Origin of the sequence: Alkalimonas delamerensis, assembly GCF_030717955.1 — a bacterium.
In the GTDB taxonomy this organism is placed as follows: domain Bacteria; phylum Pseudomonadota; class Gammaproteobacteria; order Enterobacterales; family Alteromonadaceae; genus Alkalimonas; species Alkalimonas delamerensis.
This window is the reverse complement of record NZ_JAUZVY010000002.1, coordinates 1-17,085: the sequence shown is the minus strand read 5'-3', so window position 1 is coordinate 17,085 and position 17,085 is coordinate 1. Positions and strand designations below refer to the sequence as shown.

Below are 17,085 nucleotides of genomic sequence, written 5' to 3'. Positions count from 1 at the left end.
CAATGCAAAACTAATGCCAGCAAATTGAAATAGACTGCAAAACCAACAAAGCCACCCGAAGGTGGCTCTGATGGAAATAAGCAGGAGACTATCGGATCTGCAAGATGGTCTGCTGCAAGGTGCTGTTCACTTCCAGCGCCCTGGAGTTGGCCTGGAAGTTACGCTGGGCATTAATCAAGTCCACCAACTCCGTAGTCAGGTTGACATTGGACTGCTCCAGTGCCGAAGAATTAATAGCGCCAAAGGTGCCCACATTGGCCTGCCCTGCAATCGGCTCACCGGATGTGATGGTTTGTTGCCATGAGGTATTGCCCACTTGCTTGAGTCCCTGCACATTGGCAAACTGAACCAAAGTCACTTGCGCCAGATACTCTTCATCGCCATTGCTGTAGGTGGCAAGCACCCGCCCAAAAGCATCGATGTCTACCCCAGTCAGGTTACCGACAGTGGTGCCATCCTGACTCAGGTTGGTAACGTCAAAAGGGGCTGCATACTGCGTAGGTGTTCGGATCCCGGCAGGATCCCTGAAGTTAATCACTACATCGGTCAAAAATTCGGCACCATTGGTGAGATAACCGTTTAGAGGATCATTTAACACTGCAGCGGGTAACGTTAACACTGGTGGTGTCGGAGGAGGGCCAGCCGGAATGACCAACTCACCACTGGAGTCAAACTCCAACGTCGTTGGCCCGAAAGGAGCCGCAGTCACATCATCCCACACAGCAAAAGACTCCCACTCCCCAACAGCCGACTTACGAAAATACATACTAAGGATATGGGGCTCCCCCAAGCTGTCATACACGGTCACAGAGGTCGAGTGGCTATATGTTGCCGGATCTGTCGGCTCAAAAGTCGTAGTATTTATCAGCTCAGACGAGTTCAGGTTTGCGGTCACAAACACATTGTTGGTGGCACGGGGTGCGCCCGCTGTGGTTGGAATAGAAATCGGCTGAGTAGTACTTAAACTGACGGACTGGTTTTGTCCGGTAGCGGGATCCACGCTAAACCCCTGCAAAAAGTTGCCGCGATTATCGACAATAAAGTTGTCTTTATCGAGCTTAAAATTTCCGGCACGAGTGTAAGTAAAGTCACGTGATAAGCGATCCGGCGCAGTGGCAAAGAAACCTTCACCTGTAATGGCCAAATCCAGCGAGTTGTTGGTAAATTGCAATGACCCCTGATTAAACTGCTGCGCGACAACCGAGGTGGTAACACCATCACCCACCTTGGTTCGGCCGGAAGCAAAAATCGAGGTTGCATACACATCGGCAAACTCGGCCCGCGACTCTTTAAAACCCGTGGTGTTGACATTGGCAATGTTGTTTGCAGTCACATCCAAATCTTTTTGTGCTGCGGCCAGGCCGCTTAGCGCGATATTAAAACTCATAACTCACCTCTCAACCAAGGTTATGGCGACTGCCATTAACCGTAAGAAATCTCACGAACATCTGCTAACTTAAACGCACCCAGCCCAACCAGATTCAGGGTAATGCCCTTACCGGATTGGCCAAGACTGACGCTGGAAACCGGTGCGTATACCATCACGGGTACCGATTGATTTTCTCCAGCAATGTTGGCATCCACTTTGATGTTGTAGACACCTGGTGGCATCTCCTGATCCTGACCATTGGTGCCATCCCAGACAAAATCGAATTTCCCAGCCGCCACTTCAGGGATATTGATGGTCCGCACCAACTCTCCGTTCGGCTTTTCAATCCGTACCTGCACATTGGTCGCCCGTTGCTCGAAATCGATAATGCCGCGCGATAAATCCTGTCCGGTGAAAACCATCTCCCTGGACGGTACCAATACACTGCGTCCGACCAGGGAAGAAGCTTGCAAAGCTTGATTAGAGCTCATACTCTCAGCAAAGCTCTTAAAGTTATTGTTCAATGAGCTGATGCCATCGGCCATAGTAAAATTGGTCATTTGCGCAATCATCTGATCATTTTCCACCGGTTTGGTCGGGTCCTGAAAAGCCAGCTGCTGCGTCAACAGAGCAAAGAAATCAGCTTGGGTTAAAGCACCATTGTTGCGCTCGGGTACCTTGCTTTCTTCTTGCCAGTACAGATCATTGTTCAGGCCGTTGGTTGCATTGATGGTCATCACTCAGCCCTCGTTACTGTTGCTGCCCAAGACGCAGTGTCCGGATCAACATTTTTTTGGCCGCATCAGCGGTATTGACATTGGTTTCATAGGAGCGGGTAGCCGAGATCATATTGGCCATTTCTTCCATCACATTGATGTTTGGCTTGTAGATGAAACCATTCTCATCCGCCAATGGATGGTTCGGGTTGTACTCCATATTCAGCGGCGCATCCGACTCCACTATGCCAAGCACCTGAACACCGGAAACTTCGCCCTGCATTCGGCGTGCCTCAGCCAGTTCCGCGGCAAAGACAGGGTGTCGCCCCCGGTAAGTCTGTTCGACACTGCTGCTAATGCTGTTGGCATTGGCAATGTTGCTGGCGGTGGTATTTAGTCGAACCGACTGAGCCGTCATGCCGCTACCGGCAATGTCAAAAACCTTAAATGAGCTCATGATTATTGTCCTTTCACTGCTTTCTTCAAACTGGCAATACGCCCATCCAAAAACTGCAGGCTGGTGCGATAGGCCAGATCGTTCTGCATAAAGAGGTTGCGTTCACGATGAATATCCACACTGTTGCCATCCCCGGTATCCGGCTGATCCGGATTGCGGTACTGCAACTCTTTGCGAATGGAGCTATCAATGGCGAAGTGCTTTTCATGGGTACGAGTCGGGTTACGGCCTTGCCGATGCTGTGCGTTCGATAGCGCCTGCTGAAAGTCAATATCCCGGGCTTTAAAGCCTGGAGTATCGGCATTGGCAATGTTTTCGGCCAGCACCTGGGTCCGTCGCTCTCTTATCACCATCGCTTCCGGATGCATCCCAAAAGCGTTTTTAAAGCTGATTGACATGATTGTCACCTCACTTCCATCCTACTGGTGAAAGTAAAGCAAGAGGCGGGCCAAATATTCTTTTGAATGGATCTTAGGGGAACAAAAAAACCATCACGTTTTTTTCCGATAGATAATACCGGGGTTGCAGCGGATCATTTCAAAGTCGGAATTCACACTCGACAGAGACTCAGAGGCACCTAGAATCAAGTAACCGCGCGGTGCCAAAGCCCCTGCGAACTGACGAATAATCTTGGCTTTCACGTCAGGGGAAAAGTAAATCAACACATTGCGGCAAAAAATAATGTCAAACTTACCCAACAAGGCATAACTGTCCAATAAGTTGAGATGGCGGAAACTGACATTCTTCCGCACGGCAGCTTTTAGCCGCATCATGCCGTTGCCACTGTCTTCAAAAAATTTGCTGCGCCGCTCGGCCGATAAACCTCTGGATAAGGCCAGACCATCGTACTCGGCGCGCTGGCAATGCTCCAGCATGGTATTGGAGATATCGGTGCCCAGCACATGAATACCAAGGCTAAAAGCACCTGGCCGGCTTTGCTGGTATTCCAGCCCAGTCATGGCAATCGAGTAAGGTTCCTGACCAGATGAGCTGGCCGCAGACCAAATTTTCAAGGTGCGGCTGCTTTTTTCCAGCTCCGGAAAAATTTGTTTTTTTAACAGCTCAAAGGGGTAAGTATCCCGAAACCATAAGGTTTCATTGGTGGTCATGGCATCAATCACGGCAGAGCGAAGTTGGCGCTCAAAGGGGCTCAGGGTTTTAGCGACCAGCTCCGACAAAGAACCAACACTGAACCTTGCCATTAATGGGCCTAAACGGCTTTTCACCAGATACTGCTTATTGTCGCCCAAGACAATGCCACACTGCTGCTCCAGAAAGTCACGGAACACCTTGTACTCACTGTCTTGCAGCTCACGATTTGCCATGGGTAGCTTCCTTTACCAGCTCAATCAGCATGCAGCCACTTTTGAACAGACTCGGCCAACTCATCGGGGTTGAACTTTGCAATAAAATCATCGGCACCGACTTTTTTTACCATTTGCTGATTAAAGACCCCACTTAAAGAGGTATGCAAAATCACATGCAGCTGCTGCAATTTGGCTTCAGCTTTTAAAGCTGCTGTTAAAGTATAGCCATCCATCTCGGGCATTTCGATATCCGAAATCAGTAAACCTACTTTTTCGGTAACCGAGTGTTCGCACTCGATTGCTGTCTGCTGCAAAAACTCAAAGGCCTCACGACCATTTTTGACCAGATGCATTTTAACGCCCAGACTTTCCAAAGCTTTTTTTACCTGATTGCGGGCCACAGCAGAATCATCCGCAATCAATATCAGCCGCTCTCCCAAATCATGCTGCACGGTTTCTACCGAAATGTCTTTGGTCAGTGCTGTGGGTGAAGGCTGGATTTCTTCCAGGATTTTTTCCACATCCAGAATTTCAATCAGCTCACCATCCACCTCGGTAACCGCGGTCAGGTAACTTTGCTTGCCCGCCGTCCCTTCCGGCGGCGCCATAATGGCGTCCCAATTGATGTTAATAATGCGCTCGACGCCTTCGACCAGAAAGCCTTGCACCGAACGATTGTATTCGGCAATCACCACAAAACTGCTGCTCAGATCGCTGATGGGCTTCCCACCAATGGCAAGACTCAGGTCAATCACCGAAATGGTTTGCCCACGGATATGAGCGATACCACGCACCCACTTATTTCGTTTGGGCAAAGCAGTTAAGTTTGGACACTGCAGCACTTCCCGCACTTTAAAGACATTAATCCCATAACGCTGTTTACCCGGCAAGCGAAACAGCAACAGCTCCAGTCTGTTTTGTCCAACCAGTTGGGTGCGCTGATTGACGGAATCCAAAATACTTGCCATCTGTTGCTCCTGTGACGGGCAAAAAGGATCGATTCTTGCTTTTACAGCCATATCGAAGGTGTTTTTCAGCTTCAACCGCCTGAATTTTGACGCAGGTTTCTTTCTTAAACGTGTGACTAAGCATAGCCGAAACCTTATGAAAATGTACGATAAAATCTGCCGCATTGCCAAAATTATCCTGCCTGTGTTGACCGTTGCTCTTTGTCAGCCTGTCATGGCCGATGAAACGAGCGACAGCTTCAGCACCGAGCAACTGTCCGAGCTGGCCTTGCAATGGCTCAATGATACCCAGCAACAAGAGGGACAGCCTGGCCGCGAATGGCAAGTACAGGGTTTGGATCCGCGTATCGGCGTCAAGCACTGCACCCAGCCTTTGGAGTTCAGTCTGCCTGGTGCACTTCGCAATCGCCAGGCCACAGTGCAGATTCGCTGCGAGGCCCCTCAACCGTGGCAGCTGTTTATTCCGGCACGCTTTACCGATTTGATTCAAGCCGTCGTGGCCCGGCAAAACTTACCGCCTGGTACCCGTATCACCCTGGATATGCTGCAAATCGAGCAGCGGGAGCGTCGTTTACAACGCGGCACCCCAGTCGATGATCCAAGCATCATTGTCGGTGCCAGAAACCGACGCGCCATTAGCTTAGGTCAAATCATTAGTTTGCAGGATCTATGTCTTGTATGTCGTGGCGATGTTGTTACAATTCATGTAGATCATGCAAGTTTAAGTGTCAGTGCCACCGGCATTGCTGAGCAAGATGGCAGCTTAGGCGATCTCATTCGCATCCGAAACCGCCAATCGAATCAGCTAATTGAAGCCAGAGTCACTGGCGTGAATGCTGTAAAAGTGCAGTTTTAAACACCGACAGAAAAAAAGTTTAAAGTTTTCTGTACTCCTGCCGTTAGTATGAGCATAGGGAGTTTGATCACTAGGTAGAGGTTTCAGATGGTCAGTCAAATTAACAATACCCCGCCAGCCAATGCTGGCAACCAAGTCAAGAAAGAAACGGTTGAGCAAACCAACCAACGGCAGCAGGTCACGCAGCAAAAGCAGGCTGCGGCTTCACCACAGCCAACGGCGCCACAAGCCAAGCAAGACTCGGTGTCCATTACACCGCAAGCAAAGCAGATGGCACGTTTGCAGGAAAAAGCCAACAACAGTTCTGGCATTGACCAGGAAAAAGTTGAAAAAATCAAACGAGCCATTGCCGAAGGCAAGTACCAAATTAATGTTGAGCAACTGGCAAAGCGCATTATGCAGTTCGAGGGCGAAATCTTTCGCAAAAACTGATGACCGACATTGATCTAAACTCCCTACTTGATCAACAAAAGGAGCACCTGAATGTGCTCCTTTCGCTATTGCGGCAAGAAATTTCCGCGCTGTCTGCACGGCAGCCGGACGAAATCGAGCAACTTGGCCAGAAAAAAATCGCCTGCCTGGAAGCTTTGCAGCAGCTGGACCAACGAATTGCCAATCATCCCCAGCTTACTGCACTCCGGGAAAATCCTACTTTTCAACAAAGCGTTGCTGAAATGGATGCTGTCTTGGCCGACTGCAAGCAACAAAATGAAGTGAATCGTCTTGCTTTTGAACAAAGCCAATTGAATCTGCAGCATTTTAAAAACGAGCTGCTGCAATTGCATGGCAAGTCGGGCCTCACCTACGATCGTAAAGGCAAACCAGCGGTCGAGCACAAAGGCAAAGGTTTTAAAGCTTAAGTCCCAATCTTAATAGTAACGGACATGGCGAATGCGCCGCTCTGGCTGCTGCGCTTGAAATAACTCGTACACATCCCGAAAGTCGAGTTCCAATTCCGTCGCATAAGCATCGCCGACCGGGTAACTTTTCACCACCCGAGCCCCTCGAATAACCCCCTGTACCGAGGCACGTAACTGATCATTTTGCACCAGCAGCTGTTGCAGGCTGGTGTTGGCATCAATGCGTTGACCATAGACCTGCTCTGCCAACTCCCGGTACGCATCCAGCTTGGATGCTTGCAGCGCCATCAACATTTTATGCTGCTCATTTTGCCCAGGTTGAAGCGACAATGGCGCATAGCCCACAGCACGCAACACAGGAAACTGCTCGGGCGCCACGGTTTCCCACTCCAGATGACGATCGGCCATCAGGCTGCAACCAGCCAACAAAAACAAACAGCATAGCACCAGAATACTTTTCATCACCCACACTCCGTGACTGGATATCCACCTTCTTGGTATTTTTGAAAGCAAAACATGCGCCAACTTGCATATAGCTTGGCCAAGTAATTACACGCTGGTACGTTATTTGCTTTTGTAATTTGAATAAAGCAAATAAGTGTCAAAACTCTGACCAGAGCTATTGAGGAAATGCATCATGCGACAGCTGATTATCGGACTAGGGATCCTGCTGTGCAGTCTATCGGTTGCTGCTGAGTGGGTAGAAGCCAGTGGTCAGGCGGTGATCCGTGGCGGCGATGAAGCCGACGCCCGTGCCAGAGCTACCGAAGATGCCGTCAGACGTGCCCTACTCTATGCCGGTGCCTCCATTCGCAGCGTGCAGCAGGTCACCAACGGCCTACTGACCGAGAGCTCCATTCAACTGCAAAGCCAGGCCGAAGTACGTCAGGTTCAGCTGGTGCGTGAACAGCGAATAGGACGAACGCTGGAAGTCACCATACGGGCTGATATCTTTCCGCAACAGAGTCGTTGTGCAGGGGCAGCCTACAAAAAGCCAGTGCTGGTTACACCTTTCATGCTGCGCCACCCGCAGCAAAGTGTCATTGGTGACTTGCAAAACATTGGCGATGTCAGTGCCAGAAAAGTCCATCAGCAACTGCAAAGCCTGGCCAACAGCGCATTGCCAACCTGGACAGAGCTGCATGATCTGCACCGTCCTTTGTCCGCAAGAGAGCGCAGCAGTTTATTGCTTCAAACTCAGGCCGATTACCTGGTGAGTGCCAGTATTGAAGACGTCTCTTTGGGCGAGCGCACCGACATGAATCTGCGCTTTTGGTCGGATGCGCGGCGTGAACGTTTTTTCCATCTTCATCTGCAACTGAAGCAGCTCAGCACCGGTAAAGTGCTGTTTCAACAAGAATACCGCACTCAGGCTCGCTGGGATTACCGCAAACGAACCAGCATGTCCCCGCTTGATCACCGCTTTTGGCAAAGCAGCTATGGTGAAGCCGTCTCCCGGGTGCTGGATGCCGCCGTGATAGACATTGAAGAAGCCCTTCGTTGTGAGCCGTTTCATGCCAGCATCAGCGAGGTGGGTCATAACCGCATCCAGCTGAGTACCGGTCAAAATGTCGGTTTACAGCAAGGTGATGAGCTTACCATTTTGTACCGCCAGCAAGCAGTGCATCATGACAGCACACGTTTTCGGGTCAGCCCGTTGACAGTGCGCATCACAGAGATTGGCTACGACTGGGCGGTTGCCGAAAGCATTAACGAGCGCCTGTTGAGCAATGTCCAGGTGGGTGATGCAGTCACCAAGTTAGCGGAATAGCGTCTATACCCCTGAGTCTCATAGCAATTCGCAGTAAAAGCGTCGGCAAAACATTTACAGCGTTGAACACTATCTGTACAATGCGCGCCCTCAGGGCAAGTCAGTTGAAAAGCTGAACACGCAAAGTCATGGGCCTAAAGGAGTGCTACTCTCACGGCTGCCAGACTGCAAGGTTGCAAAACCGGCTTGCCCTATTGAGATGATTGCTGTGTTGTTGACGGGACTGTCAAAACACAGAGCAACTATCAACTACCGGGGTACAATTGATTATGGTTTCTAAAATCAAACAACTTAGCTTAGGTGTGCTGCTGGCCTGCACTGCCTCTGCAGCGCACGCAGATATTCGTTTTAATGGTTTTGCTTCCATTCAAGGGGGCACCACCTTATCAAGCTCTGACCGTTTGTATGGTTACGACAACGAAATCGACTTTAAAAACGAGTCTCTGTTCGCCCTACAAACCCAGGCGGATTTAGGCGACCGTTTATCGGTGACTGCACAGCTGATGGGACGCGGCAGCAACGACTTTAATGCCGAGTTTGAGTGGGCTTACCTGACCTACGAGCTTAACAACCAGACGCGCATCAATGCCGGCCGGTTGCGCACCCCTTTTTACCGTTATTCTGATTTTATGGATGTCGGTTATGCCTACGATTGGGCCCGGGTCCCCAACTCCGTGTACAACCTGGACTTCAACAACCTCGAAGGCGTGTCACTGGTGCGCTTTGGGCAGCTGGGTAACGTCGATTCAAGTCTGCAATTTATTGTTGGCAGCTACAGCGGTATCACCAACATAACTCCTACCCCAGCCGATGTTTCGATTGAACGTGCTGCAGGTGCAACCTGGGAGCTTACACAGGGTAGCTTCAGTACTCGTGTTGCCTATCTCACTGGTAAACTCACCATGGTGGATCAGGATGGAGAGCTCTCAGGTCTACTGGCCTTATTAAGCCAATCCGGTTTCGCTGACACAGCCAACCAAATCAGCATTGACGATGCCAGCAGTATTTTTATGGGGTTAGCCCTTGGTTACGACAATGGCAGCATGGTTGTGAGTGGTGAAATTGTGCGAGCTCGTGTTAGCAACTCGGTGATTCCAACGCAAAATGGTTTCTATCTTTCTGCTGGTTACCGTATTAACAGCTATACCCCCTTTGTTAGTTTTGAGCGCCGGGACAACGATGCTAAAGCAGAGATTTATCAAAATTTGGCTGAGTCCAATCCATTCAGACCTGGTGTCATGATGGCTGTTGAATCATTTAACACCAAACGGGATACCTGGAACCTTGGCAGTCGCTACGACTTCCATCCTTCAGCTGCCTTGAAAGTTCAGTTCAGTTCAGAGAAGGACAAGGTCGCTGATCGTCGCGATCAACTGCTGACTGTCGGCATTGACTTGGTTTTCTAAGGACATCGTTATGAAAAAATTACTGATTGCTTCTCTGACATTTTTTTCCAGCCTTTGTGCGGCCGACATTGCTGTTATCGCTCACCCAGCGACTGCCGATGTCAGTCTGGACGAGGTGTCTCGTATCTACATGGGGCGAGCTGGCAACCTGATGCCGGTGAACCTACCGGAAAATAACCCGCTTCGCGATCAATTTGAGCAAGAAGCTCTGGGCCGTAGCCCAGCGCAAATGAAAGCCTACTGGTCACGGCTGGTTTTTACCGGTAAAGGGCGTCCACCGGTTGAAGTGGATTCGGTGCAAGCCAAAATTGAGTTTGTTGCAAGCAACCCAAACAGCCTGGGCTATATCCCAGCAAGCGAAGTGACCGATCAGGTACGGGTGATTGCCACCATCGCCAATGAATAAGTTGTCATCATGTTCAAATGCCGGCTAAAAGCCGGCATTTTTTATCCATGCACCAATCCAGAACTCAACAGCAAGCCGTATTGAAGAATCAATACTTGAGTGTTTTACTCGGGTATTGTAAGATCGGGGTATTCACCTTTTTCTTGAAATAACGCATGCAATCAGGCCGGTTTTACCGGACAATTAGACCTTGCAGTGTTCTCTACACGAGGAAAGAGTCAGATTATGACTGAGCAAATTGACCAGGCGTTATCCCGCAAGTACGAAGCCGGCTTTGTGTCGGACATTGAGTCGGAAACTTTTGCAGCGGGGCTGGATGAAGACGTCATTCGACGCATTTCTGCGATGAAAAATGAGCCAGAGTGGATGCTGGAATGGCGGCTGCGCGCTTACCACAGCTGGTTGAAAATGGAAGAGCCCGAGTGGGCCCATCTGCACTACCCCAAAATCGACTACCAGGCGATTTCCTATTATTCCGCGCCTAAGAGCATGAAAGACAAGCCTAAGTCGCTGGACGAAGTGGATCCGGAACTGTTGCGTGTTTACGAGAAGCTCGGCATCCCGGTGCACGAGCAAGAAGTGCTGGCTGGCGTTGCAGTCGATATGGTATTTGACTCGGTTTCCGTTGCCACCACCTTTCGTGAAAAGTTAAAAGAAGCTGGCGTCATTTTCTGCCCAATTTCTGAAGCCATTCAGAACTACCCGGAGTTGGTGAAAAAGTACCTTGGCTCTGTGGTACCGCGCTCAGACAATTACTTCGCTGCTTTAAACAGTGCTGTCTTTACGGACGGATCCTTTGTGTATATTCCCAAAGGCGTCCGCTGCCCCATGGAGTTATCCACTTATTTCCGTATTAACGAACAAAACACCGGCCAGTTTGAACGCACGCTAATTGTGGCCGATGAAGGCAGCTACGTCAGTTACCTCGAAGGCTGTACCGCCCCTCAACGAGATGAAAATCAGCTGCACGCTGCCGTGGTCGAGCTGGTCGCGATGGACGATGCCAAAATTAAATACTCCACCGTGCAGAACTGGTACCCGGGTGACGAAGATGGCAAAGGCGGTATTTATAATTTTGTTACCAAACGCGGTATTTGTCATACCAATGCGCACATTTCCTGGACTCAGGTAGAAACCGGCTCGGCCGTGACCTGGAAATACCCGAGCTGTGTGCTTAAAGGCGACAACAGCGTCGGTGAATTTTATTCGGTTGCACTGACCCGCGGCCGGCAACAGGCCGATACCGGTACCAAGATGATCCATCTGGGCAAAAACACCCGCTCCACCATCATCTCGAAAGGCATCAGTGCCGGCCGCAGCAACAACAGCTACCGGGGGCTGGTCCACATGGGACCCAAAGCCGATGGTGCCCGCAACTTCACCGAGTGCGATTCCTTGTTGATTGGTGATCGCTGTGGCGCCCACACCTTCCCGTACATTGAAAGCCGAAACCCCACCGCTAAAGTCGAGCACGAAGCGACTACCTCCAAAGTCAGCGAGGATCAGCTGTTTTTATGCAAACAGCGCGGTTTGGATGCAGAAAAAGCTGTCTCTATGATTGTGAATGGCTTCTGCAAAGAAGTATTCAAAGAACTGCCGATGGAGTTCGCTGTAGAGGCGGGCAAATTACTCGAAATCAGCCTTGAAGGCTCAGTAGGATAATCATTCATGCTTACCATTGACAACCTGCACGCCCGTGTTGGGCAACAATCCATTCTTAAAGGCCTGAACCTGCAAATTAAACCAGGTGAAGTCCATGCCATTATGGGACCCAACGGGGCCGGCAAAAGTACCCTGAGCTATTTGCTGTCTGGACGGGACGGCTACGAGGTTGAAGGCGGCAGCGTCCAGTTTATGGATGACGATTTGCTGGAGATGGAAGTCGAAGACCGTGCTCGCCATGGGCTGTTTCTGGCATTTCAATACCCGGTAGAAATCCCGGGCGTCAGCAACATGGAGTTCATGAAAGAGTCGGTCAATGCTATCCGTGAACAACGTGGCGAAGAGCCACTGAGCGCCGCTGAGTTTCTGAAAAAAGCCAAAGAAGCCTGCAAGCAAGTGCAGCTGCCACTGGATTTCTTAAAGCGTGGCGTCAATGAAGGCTTCTCTGGTGGTGAGAAAAAGCGCAATGAGATCATGCAAATGATCCTACTGGAACCCAAGCTGTGTATTTTGGACGAGTCCGACTCCGGCCTGGATATCGATGCCCTGCAAGTTGTTGCCAGTGGCGTCAACAGCCAGCGCAACAGCGAGCGCAGCTTTCTGGTCATTACCCACTATCAGCGTTTGCTGGACTACATCAAACCTGACTTCGTTCACATTCTTGCCAATGGCAAAATCGTTAAAAGCGGCGATGCCTCGCTGGCATTGAAAGTTGAAAAAGAAGGCTACGCTTTTTTGGGTATCGAAGCCACTGAGGAGGCCTCTTCATGAGTGCATGGCTGCAACAAGCGCTAGAGCGCAGCCAGGCAAATCAGGACTGGCTCACCCCCAGCCGCAACCGCGCCTTAGCGGCCTTGCAAAGCACGCCCTGGCCTAGCCGCCGCACCGAAGGCTGGAAATACACCTCGTTGTCAGCGCTGGAACAGCTGTCGGCTGAGGCTCCAGCTGAGCAACAGGTATCAGAGATACCTGCAATAGAAGGGTTGGACTGCCTGGAGCTGGTGTTTCTCAATGGCCAGCTGCAAAGCGATCTGAGCACCCTGCAATTGCCGGCAGGCGTTCGCATTGACAGCATGGCTTCACTGCCACCCGAGCAGCAAGTGCTGGCCACCACCCAATTTGCCAACATTAAACCAGAGCGGCACCTGTTTGGCCTGGTGAATGATGTACTGGCACAAGACATTGTGTTTATTCAGCTAGACGATGGCTGTCATCTGCCACAACCCATCCGTATTGTGCATCAGTCCACCGAAGGCCAGCAAAACCATCAGCGTGTGCTGGTTCGGTTAGGGCACAAAGCCAAGGCCAGCCTAATTGAGCAGTTCCTTGGCAATGAAAGCAGTGTCACCACGGCTTTTACCGAATTGGATCTCGCCGAAGACGCTGAGCTGGATCATTACCGGCTGGCATTGCAATCGGGGCAGGCGCTTCACTTTGGCGGCTGCCACTTTTGCCTGCACCACCGGGCTCAACTCAATAGCACCCTGATTGGCTATGGCAGCGCTCTATCCCGTACCGATATCGACATCATTCACAACGGCGAGCATGCACACGCCAAACTCAATGCCATCTACTTGTTGGCTGAGTCCGAGCACTTCGATTTGCACAGCACCATCGAGCATGCCAAACCAAACGGGACTACCGAAGAAAATGTTCGTGGTATCGTCGGCGATAAGGCCAATGCCGTCTTCAATGGCCGCATTCACATTCACCGCGATGCCCAGAAAACCCTGGCGGAACTCAACAACCGCAATTTGCTGTTGTCCCGCCGTGGCCAAATCAACACCAAGCCCGAGCTGGAAATCTACGCCGATGACGTGCAATGTGCCCACGGAGCCACTGTTGCCGAGATTGAAGAGCAAGCGCTGTATTATCTGCGCTCGCGCGGTATTTCCCGCTCTCAGGCGTTGATCATGCTGAACTTTGGCTTTATTCAGGAGCTGGTCAACCAAATGCCGAACCAGCAGTTAGCGGCATGGTTGCAACCTCAACTTCGCGCCCGTTTCAAGGAGATGGAAGTTCAATGAGTACGGCAGTAGCACTCAACCTTGAGGCCTTGCGGTCTGAGTTTCCAATTTTGCACCAGACAATAGATGGCAATCCCCTGGTCTATCTGGACAATGCCGCGACCACGCAAAAGCCGCGCGCCGTCATCCAGGCCATCACCGACTTTTATACCCAGTGCAATGCCAATGTGCACCGAGGCGCTCACCAGCTGGCGGATGAGGCAACCCGCCGCTACGAGCATGCCCGTGACACCGTGGCAAACTTCATCGGTGCCGCCGATCGCAGTGAAGTGATTTGGACCAGCGGTACCACCGAAGCCATCAACATTGTCGCCAATGGCATGGCGCAGCAACTGACCGCAGGTGATGAGGTGCTGGTCACCGAAATGGAACATCACGCCAATCTGGTCACCTGGCAACAAGCCTGTCTGCGCAGCGGCGCTGTGCTGAAAGTCGCGCCCATCCATGACAACGGTGCGCTGGATACCGACGCATTTTCCAGTTTGTTATCCGAACGAACGCGCTTGGTTGCCCTGCCCCATGTATCCAACGCGCTAGGCACCTTAAATCCCATTAAAGCACTGACAGCTCAGGCCAAGGCCAAAGGCGCCCTGGTGTTGATTGATGGCGCACAGGGCATTGCCCATGGTGGTGTTCAGGTCGCTGATATCGGCTGTGATTTTTATGCCTTTTCAGGCCATAAGCTGTTCGGCCCCACCGGCATTGGCGTGCTGTGGGGTAAAGCCTCAGTGTTGCAGGATTGGCCTGTCTGGCAAACCGGCGGCGAAATGATTTCCAGGGTCAGTTATCAGGAATCCAGCTGGGGTGAGTTGCCCAACCGATTGGAAGCGGGTACCCCGCACATCGCTGGTGCCATTGGCATGGCAGCAGGGATCAACTGGTTTAGCCAACTCGATTTAGCCGCTGTGCAAGCACATGAGCAAGCACTACTGGCCCATGCCACGCAGCAGGCTCAGGACTTTGCCGGCATGCAATTGGTCGGCACAGCCCCTGCCAAGGTGGGGGTTCTCAGCTTTAACCTTGCAGGCAGTCATCCAGCCGATGTTGGTTTTTTACTGGACCGTCAGGGTGTCGCCATCCGTACTGGCGATCACTGCGCCCAACCTCTGATGCGACGTTTGGGCGTCCCTGGTACCGCCAGAGCTTCATTTTCAGTGTACAATACGCTGCAAGAAGTAGATGCCTTATTCATTGCGCTAAAAAAAGCGCAGCAAATGCTGGCGTAAGGAGCACAGAATGCACGTTGAAACCTTTACTCCAACCGCTCGTCAGGGTGATCCCATTCGTCTGACCCAGACGGCCATTGATTACTTTGAAAGCATGCTGGCCAAACAGCCCGGCAAAGTCCTGCGTTTATCCACCAAAGTCAGTGGCTGCAGTGGTTACGCCTATGTGCTGGATTTTGTACCGCAAGCAGCTGACAGCGATACCCAGGTGAGGGCCAGTGATAACCTGACCATTTGCATCGATCAAAAAGCATTGAGCCTGGTGCAAGACACCGAGATCGATTACGTTAAAGAAGGCCTGAATGGGCTGGTTAAGTTCAACAATCCCAATGTCGTTGCTGAGTGTGGTTGTGGTGAAAGCTTTAATGTTGGTTAAAGCCAAGGCCCCCGTTGTTCAGAACCGCGCGAGGTAAACATGCAGCAAAGAATGGTGGCTACAGAGCGTGACTGCATCGCCAGACGTGTGCCCCAGGGAAACAAAGAGCAGATCCCGGCCGGTGAGTTTGTGACCATTACCCAGGATCTGGGCGGCAATTACACCATTACCTGGCGTGGCAACATGTACCGGATCGATGGCACCGATGCCGACGCCTTGGGCCGTAAGCCCCTGCAATTGCATTTTCAGCCCCCTGCCGATGGCAACATCGAAGAAAAACAGGTCTACCAGGCTCTGGAAAGTGTCTACGATCCAGAGATCCCGACCAATCTGCTGTCGCTGGGCTTGATTTACAAAGTCAGCATTGATCAGGCCAGTCAGACGGTCGATATCGACATGACGCTGACAGCCCCGGCCTGTGGCATGGGCCCTGTGCTGGTCGGTGACGTCGAGCACCGGGTTGGTATGGTGCCCAACGTCAACCAGGTCAAGGTAAACCTGGTATTTGACCCACCCTGGTCACGCGATATGATGAGTGAAGAAGCCCAGCTCGAAGCCGGTGTCTTCTTCTGAGAACGGCCAGTAGAAACAAGCAAGAGACATTATGACCTTACCAAGTGATCAAGAGATCGTAGACGACATCGCCTTTTTTGATGATTGGGAACAACGCTACCAATACATCATCGATTTGGGCAAAAGTATCCCGGCACTGGACGATGCCTACAAAACCGACGATCGGCTGGTGCCAGGCTGTCAGAGTAAAGTCTGGTTGCTCAGCAACAGCGATCAAGGGCGGCTACAGTTTCAGGCCGACAGCGATGCAGTGATTGTGAATGGCCTACTCGCCATTGTCCTTGCTGCTTACCACAACAAAACCGCTGCAGAGATCCTGGCGTTTGATATCGACAGTTACTTTAAAGCGCTGGATTTAGAGCGCCATATCAGCCCAACCCGTGGAAATGGACTGCGCGCTATCGTGGCAAAAATTAAAGCCCTGGCGCAAGCGCAGCACTAACAACTATCACCTAAGGCCTCAGTCCTTGAGGCCTACGTCCACACCCTCCGCCCTTCTGGCCAGCTGACGCTGTTCAAATGCGTATCAGGAAAATAATGCCCGCTCTGGCTCCAGGCTGAGACGCTCCTTCAGGCTCGCCACAACAACTACTACGGGCGTCCTGCCCTACGCCCTTCGGGCCAGCTAACGCTGTGCAAATGTGTATCAGGAAAATAATGCCCGCTCTGGCTCCAGGCTGAAACCTCCTTCAGGCTCGCCACAACAACTACTCCGGGCATCCTGCCCTACGCCCTTCGGGCCAGCTAAAGCTGTTCAAATGTGCTCCCAGCACATTTGTCCTTCGCTAATCGCTCAGTCAAACAAGTTGATGTCGATCTGAACGAGGCCTCAGCCTTCGCATGTAGTTGGGTGATACACCGAGCCAGCATGGCGACTAAAACGCCGGGAGCGTTTTAGGACTGCCGTTAGGCAGGCCCGAAGGGCGAAACACAGGGACGTGTTTCGCAATGCCACCTCGGTGGCCGGCATGGTTGAGTGGTACCTCCGCGCAGCGGATAAACAAAAACCCCCAGCATTGCTGCTGGGGGTTCTTTGTTTATTGGGTGCCTGGCGGTGTACTACTCTCGCATGGCGAATGCCACACTACCATCGTCGCAGCTGCGT

Annotated in this window: 20 protein-coding genes and 1 riboswitch; of the genes, 13 read left to right on the top strand and 7 right to left on the bottom strand. The window is 51.5% G+C overall.

All coding sequences use genetic code 11. The features are described 5' to 3' along the window. Window positions 1-88: 88 nt before the first annotated feature. The 6 genes from flgE to Q3O59_RS04585 all read right to left on the bottom strand — a co-directional run bounded on the left by flgE (window position 89) and on the right by Q3O59_RS04585 (window position 4,817). Window positions 89-1,387, bottom strand: a complete 1,299-nt coding sequence (gene flgE, locus Q3O59_RS04610) for a flagellar hook protein FlgE (RefSeq protein ID WP_305944463.1) — start codon at window positions 1,385-1,387, stop codon at window positions 89-91. A gap of 35 nt (window positions 1,388-1,422) precedes the next feature. After that, window positions 1,423-2,106, bottom strand: coding sequence for a flagellar hook assembly protein FlgD (locus Q3O59_RS04605; RefSeq protein ID WP_305944462.1), 684 nt, complete (start codon window positions 2,104-2,106; stop codon window positions 1,423-1,425). 13 nt (window positions 2,107-2,119) lie between these two features. Further along, window positions 2,120-2,542, bottom strand: a complete 423-nt coding sequence (gene flgC, locus Q3O59_RS04600) for a flagellar basal body rod protein FlgC (RefSeq protein WP_228591036.1) — start codon at window positions 2,540-2,542, stop codon at window positions 2,120-2,122. A gap of 2 nt (window positions 2,543-2,544) precedes the next feature. Further along, window positions 2,545-2,940 carry a flagellar basal body rod protein FlgB gene (gene flgB / locus Q3O59_RS04595; protein WP_305944461.1) on the bottom strand — a complete coding sequence of 132 codons (396 nt, stop codon included), beginning with the start codon at window positions 2,938-2,940 and terminating at the stop codon, window positions 2,545-2,547. Window positions 2,941-3,033: 93 nt separating this feature from the next. Continuing rightward, complete coding sequence (locus tag Q3O59_RS04590) at window positions 3,034-3,867, bottom strand: CheR family methyltransferase (RefSeq protein WP_305944460.1); 834 nt, start codon at window positions 3,865-3,867, stop codon at window positions 3,034-3,036. Window positions 3,868-3,887: 20 nt separating this feature from the next. After that, a complete protein-coding gene (locus tag Q3O59_RS04585) occupies window positions 3,888-4,817 on the bottom strand; it encodes a chemotaxis protein (protein ID WP_305944459.1) in 930 nt (309 codons plus the stop codon). A 136-nt stretch (window positions 4,818-4,953) separates the two neighbouring features. Between Q3O59_RS04585 and flgA the strand changes: the two genes are divergently transcribed. From flgA to Q3O59_RS04570, 3 genes are all read left to right on the top strand, one after another. Beyond that, window positions 4,954-5,673, top strand: a complete 720-nt coding sequence (gene flgA, locus Q3O59_RS04580; RefSeq protein ID WP_305944458.1) for a flagellar basal body P-ring formation chaperone FlgA — start codon at window positions 4,954-4,956, stop codon at window positions 5,671-5,673. An 87-nt stretch (window positions 5,674-5,760) separates the two neighbouring features. Further along, window positions 5,761-6,105 carry a flagellar biosynthesis anti-sigma factor FlgM gene (gene flgM, locus Q3O59_RS04575; RefSeq protein ID WP_228591026.1) on the top strand — a complete coding sequence of 115 codons (345 nt, stop codon included), beginning with the start codon at window positions 5,761-5,763 and terminating at the stop codon, window positions 6,103-6,105. Further along, window positions 6,105-6,533 carry a flagella synthesis protein FlgN gene (locus tag Q3O59_RS04570; protein ID WP_305944457.1) on the top strand — a complete coding sequence of 143 codons (429 nt, stop codon included), beginning with the start codon at window positions 6,105-6,107 and terminating at the stop codon, window positions 6,531-6,533. The genes flgM and Q3O59_RS04570 overlap by 1 nt, the downstream gene beginning before the upstream one ends. 9 nt (window positions 6,534-6,542) lie before the next feature. Here Q3O59_RS04570 and Q3O59_RS04565 read toward each other — a convergent pair whose 3' ends face one another. Then, on the bottom strand, window positions 6,543-6,995 hold the full coding sequence (locus Q3O59_RS04565) for an LPP20 family lipoprotein (RefSeq protein ID WP_305944456.1): 453 nt from the start codon (window positions 6,993-6,995) through the stop codon (window positions 6,543-6,545). A 175-nt stretch (window positions 6,996-7,170) separates the two neighbouring features. On the opposite strand from Q3O59_RS04565, the gene Q3O59_RS04560 reads away from it, so the two are divergent. The 10 genes from Q3O59_RS04560 (at window position 7,171) to Q3O59_RS04515 (ending at window position 16,422) form a co-directional block, all read left to right on the top strand. Next, the gene (locus tag Q3O59_RS04560) at window positions 7,171-8,304 is read left to right on the top strand and encodes a flagellar assembly protein T N-terminal domain-containing protein (RefSeq protein WP_305944455.1); all 1,134 of its coding nucleotides are present in this window, start codon (window positions 7,171-7,173) and stop codon (window positions 8,302-8,304) included. Between the two features lie 84 nt (window positions 8,305-8,388). After that, window positions 8,389-8,477, top strand: a riboswitch (cyclic di-GMP riboswitch). A gap of 96 nt (window positions 8,478-8,573) precedes the next feature. After that, a complete protein-coding gene (locus Q3O59_RS04555; protein ID WP_305944454.1) occupies window positions 8,574-9,710 on the top strand; it encodes a porin in 1,137 nt (378 codons plus the stop codon). A gap of 10 nt (window positions 9,711-9,720) precedes the next feature. Further along, window positions 9,721-10,116: a type 2 periplasmic-binding domain-containing protein gene (locus tag Q3O59_RS04550; protein WP_305944453.1), complete on the top strand. Its 396-nt coding sequence runs from the start codon at window positions 9,721-9,723 to the stop codon at window positions 10,114-10,116. Window positions 10,117-10,341: 225 nt separating this feature from the next. Further along, the gene (sufB, locus tag Q3O59_RS04545; protein WP_228591013.1) at window positions 10,342-11,778 is read left to right on the top strand and encodes a Fe-S cluster assembly protein SufB; all 1,437 of its coding nucleotides are present in this window, start codon (window positions 10,342-10,344) and stop codon (window positions 11,776-11,778) included. Window positions 11,779-11,784: 6 nt separating this feature from the next. Continuing rightward, window positions 11,785-12,549: a Fe-S cluster assembly ATPase SufC gene (sufC, locus tag Q3O59_RS04540; RefSeq protein ID WP_228591011.1), complete on the top strand. Its 765-nt coding sequence runs from the start codon at window positions 11,785-11,787 to the stop codon at window positions 12,547-12,549. Further along, window positions 12,546-13,805 (top strand): Fe-S cluster assembly protein SufD, encoded by a 1,260-nt coding sequence (gene sufD / locus Q3O59_RS04535; RefSeq protein WP_305944452.1) that lies wholly within the window; start codon window positions 12,546-12,548, stop codon window positions 13,803-13,805. The genes sufC and sufD overlap by 4 nt, the downstream gene beginning before the upstream one ends. Beyond that, complete coding sequence (locus Q3O59_RS04530; protein WP_305944451.1) at window positions 13,802-15,031, top strand: aminotransferase class V-fold PLP-dependent enzyme; 1,230 nt, start codon at window positions 13,802-13,804, stop codon at window positions 15,029-15,031. The genes sufD and Q3O59_RS04530 overlap by 4 nt, the downstream gene beginning before the upstream one ends. A gap of 10 nt (window positions 15,032-15,041) precedes the next feature. Next, window positions 15,042-15,407, top strand: coding sequence for a HesB/IscA family protein (locus Q3O59_RS04525; RefSeq protein ID WP_305944450.1), 366 nt, complete (start codon window positions 15,042-15,044; stop codon window positions 15,405-15,407). A 39-nt stretch (window positions 15,408-15,446) separates the two neighbouring features. Continuing rightward, a complete protein-coding gene (gene sufT, locus Q3O59_RS04520) occupies window positions 15,447-15,980 on the top strand; it encodes a putative Fe-S cluster assembly protein SufT (protein ID WP_228591001.1) in 534 nt (177 codons plus the stop codon). A gap of 31 nt (window positions 15,981-16,011) precedes the next feature. Then, window positions 16,012-16,422, top strand: coding sequence for a SufE family protein (locus Q3O59_RS04515; RefSeq protein ID WP_305944449.1), 411 nt, complete (start codon window positions 16,012-16,014; stop codon window positions 16,420-16,422). Window positions 16,423-17,085 lie beyond the last annotated feature (663 nt).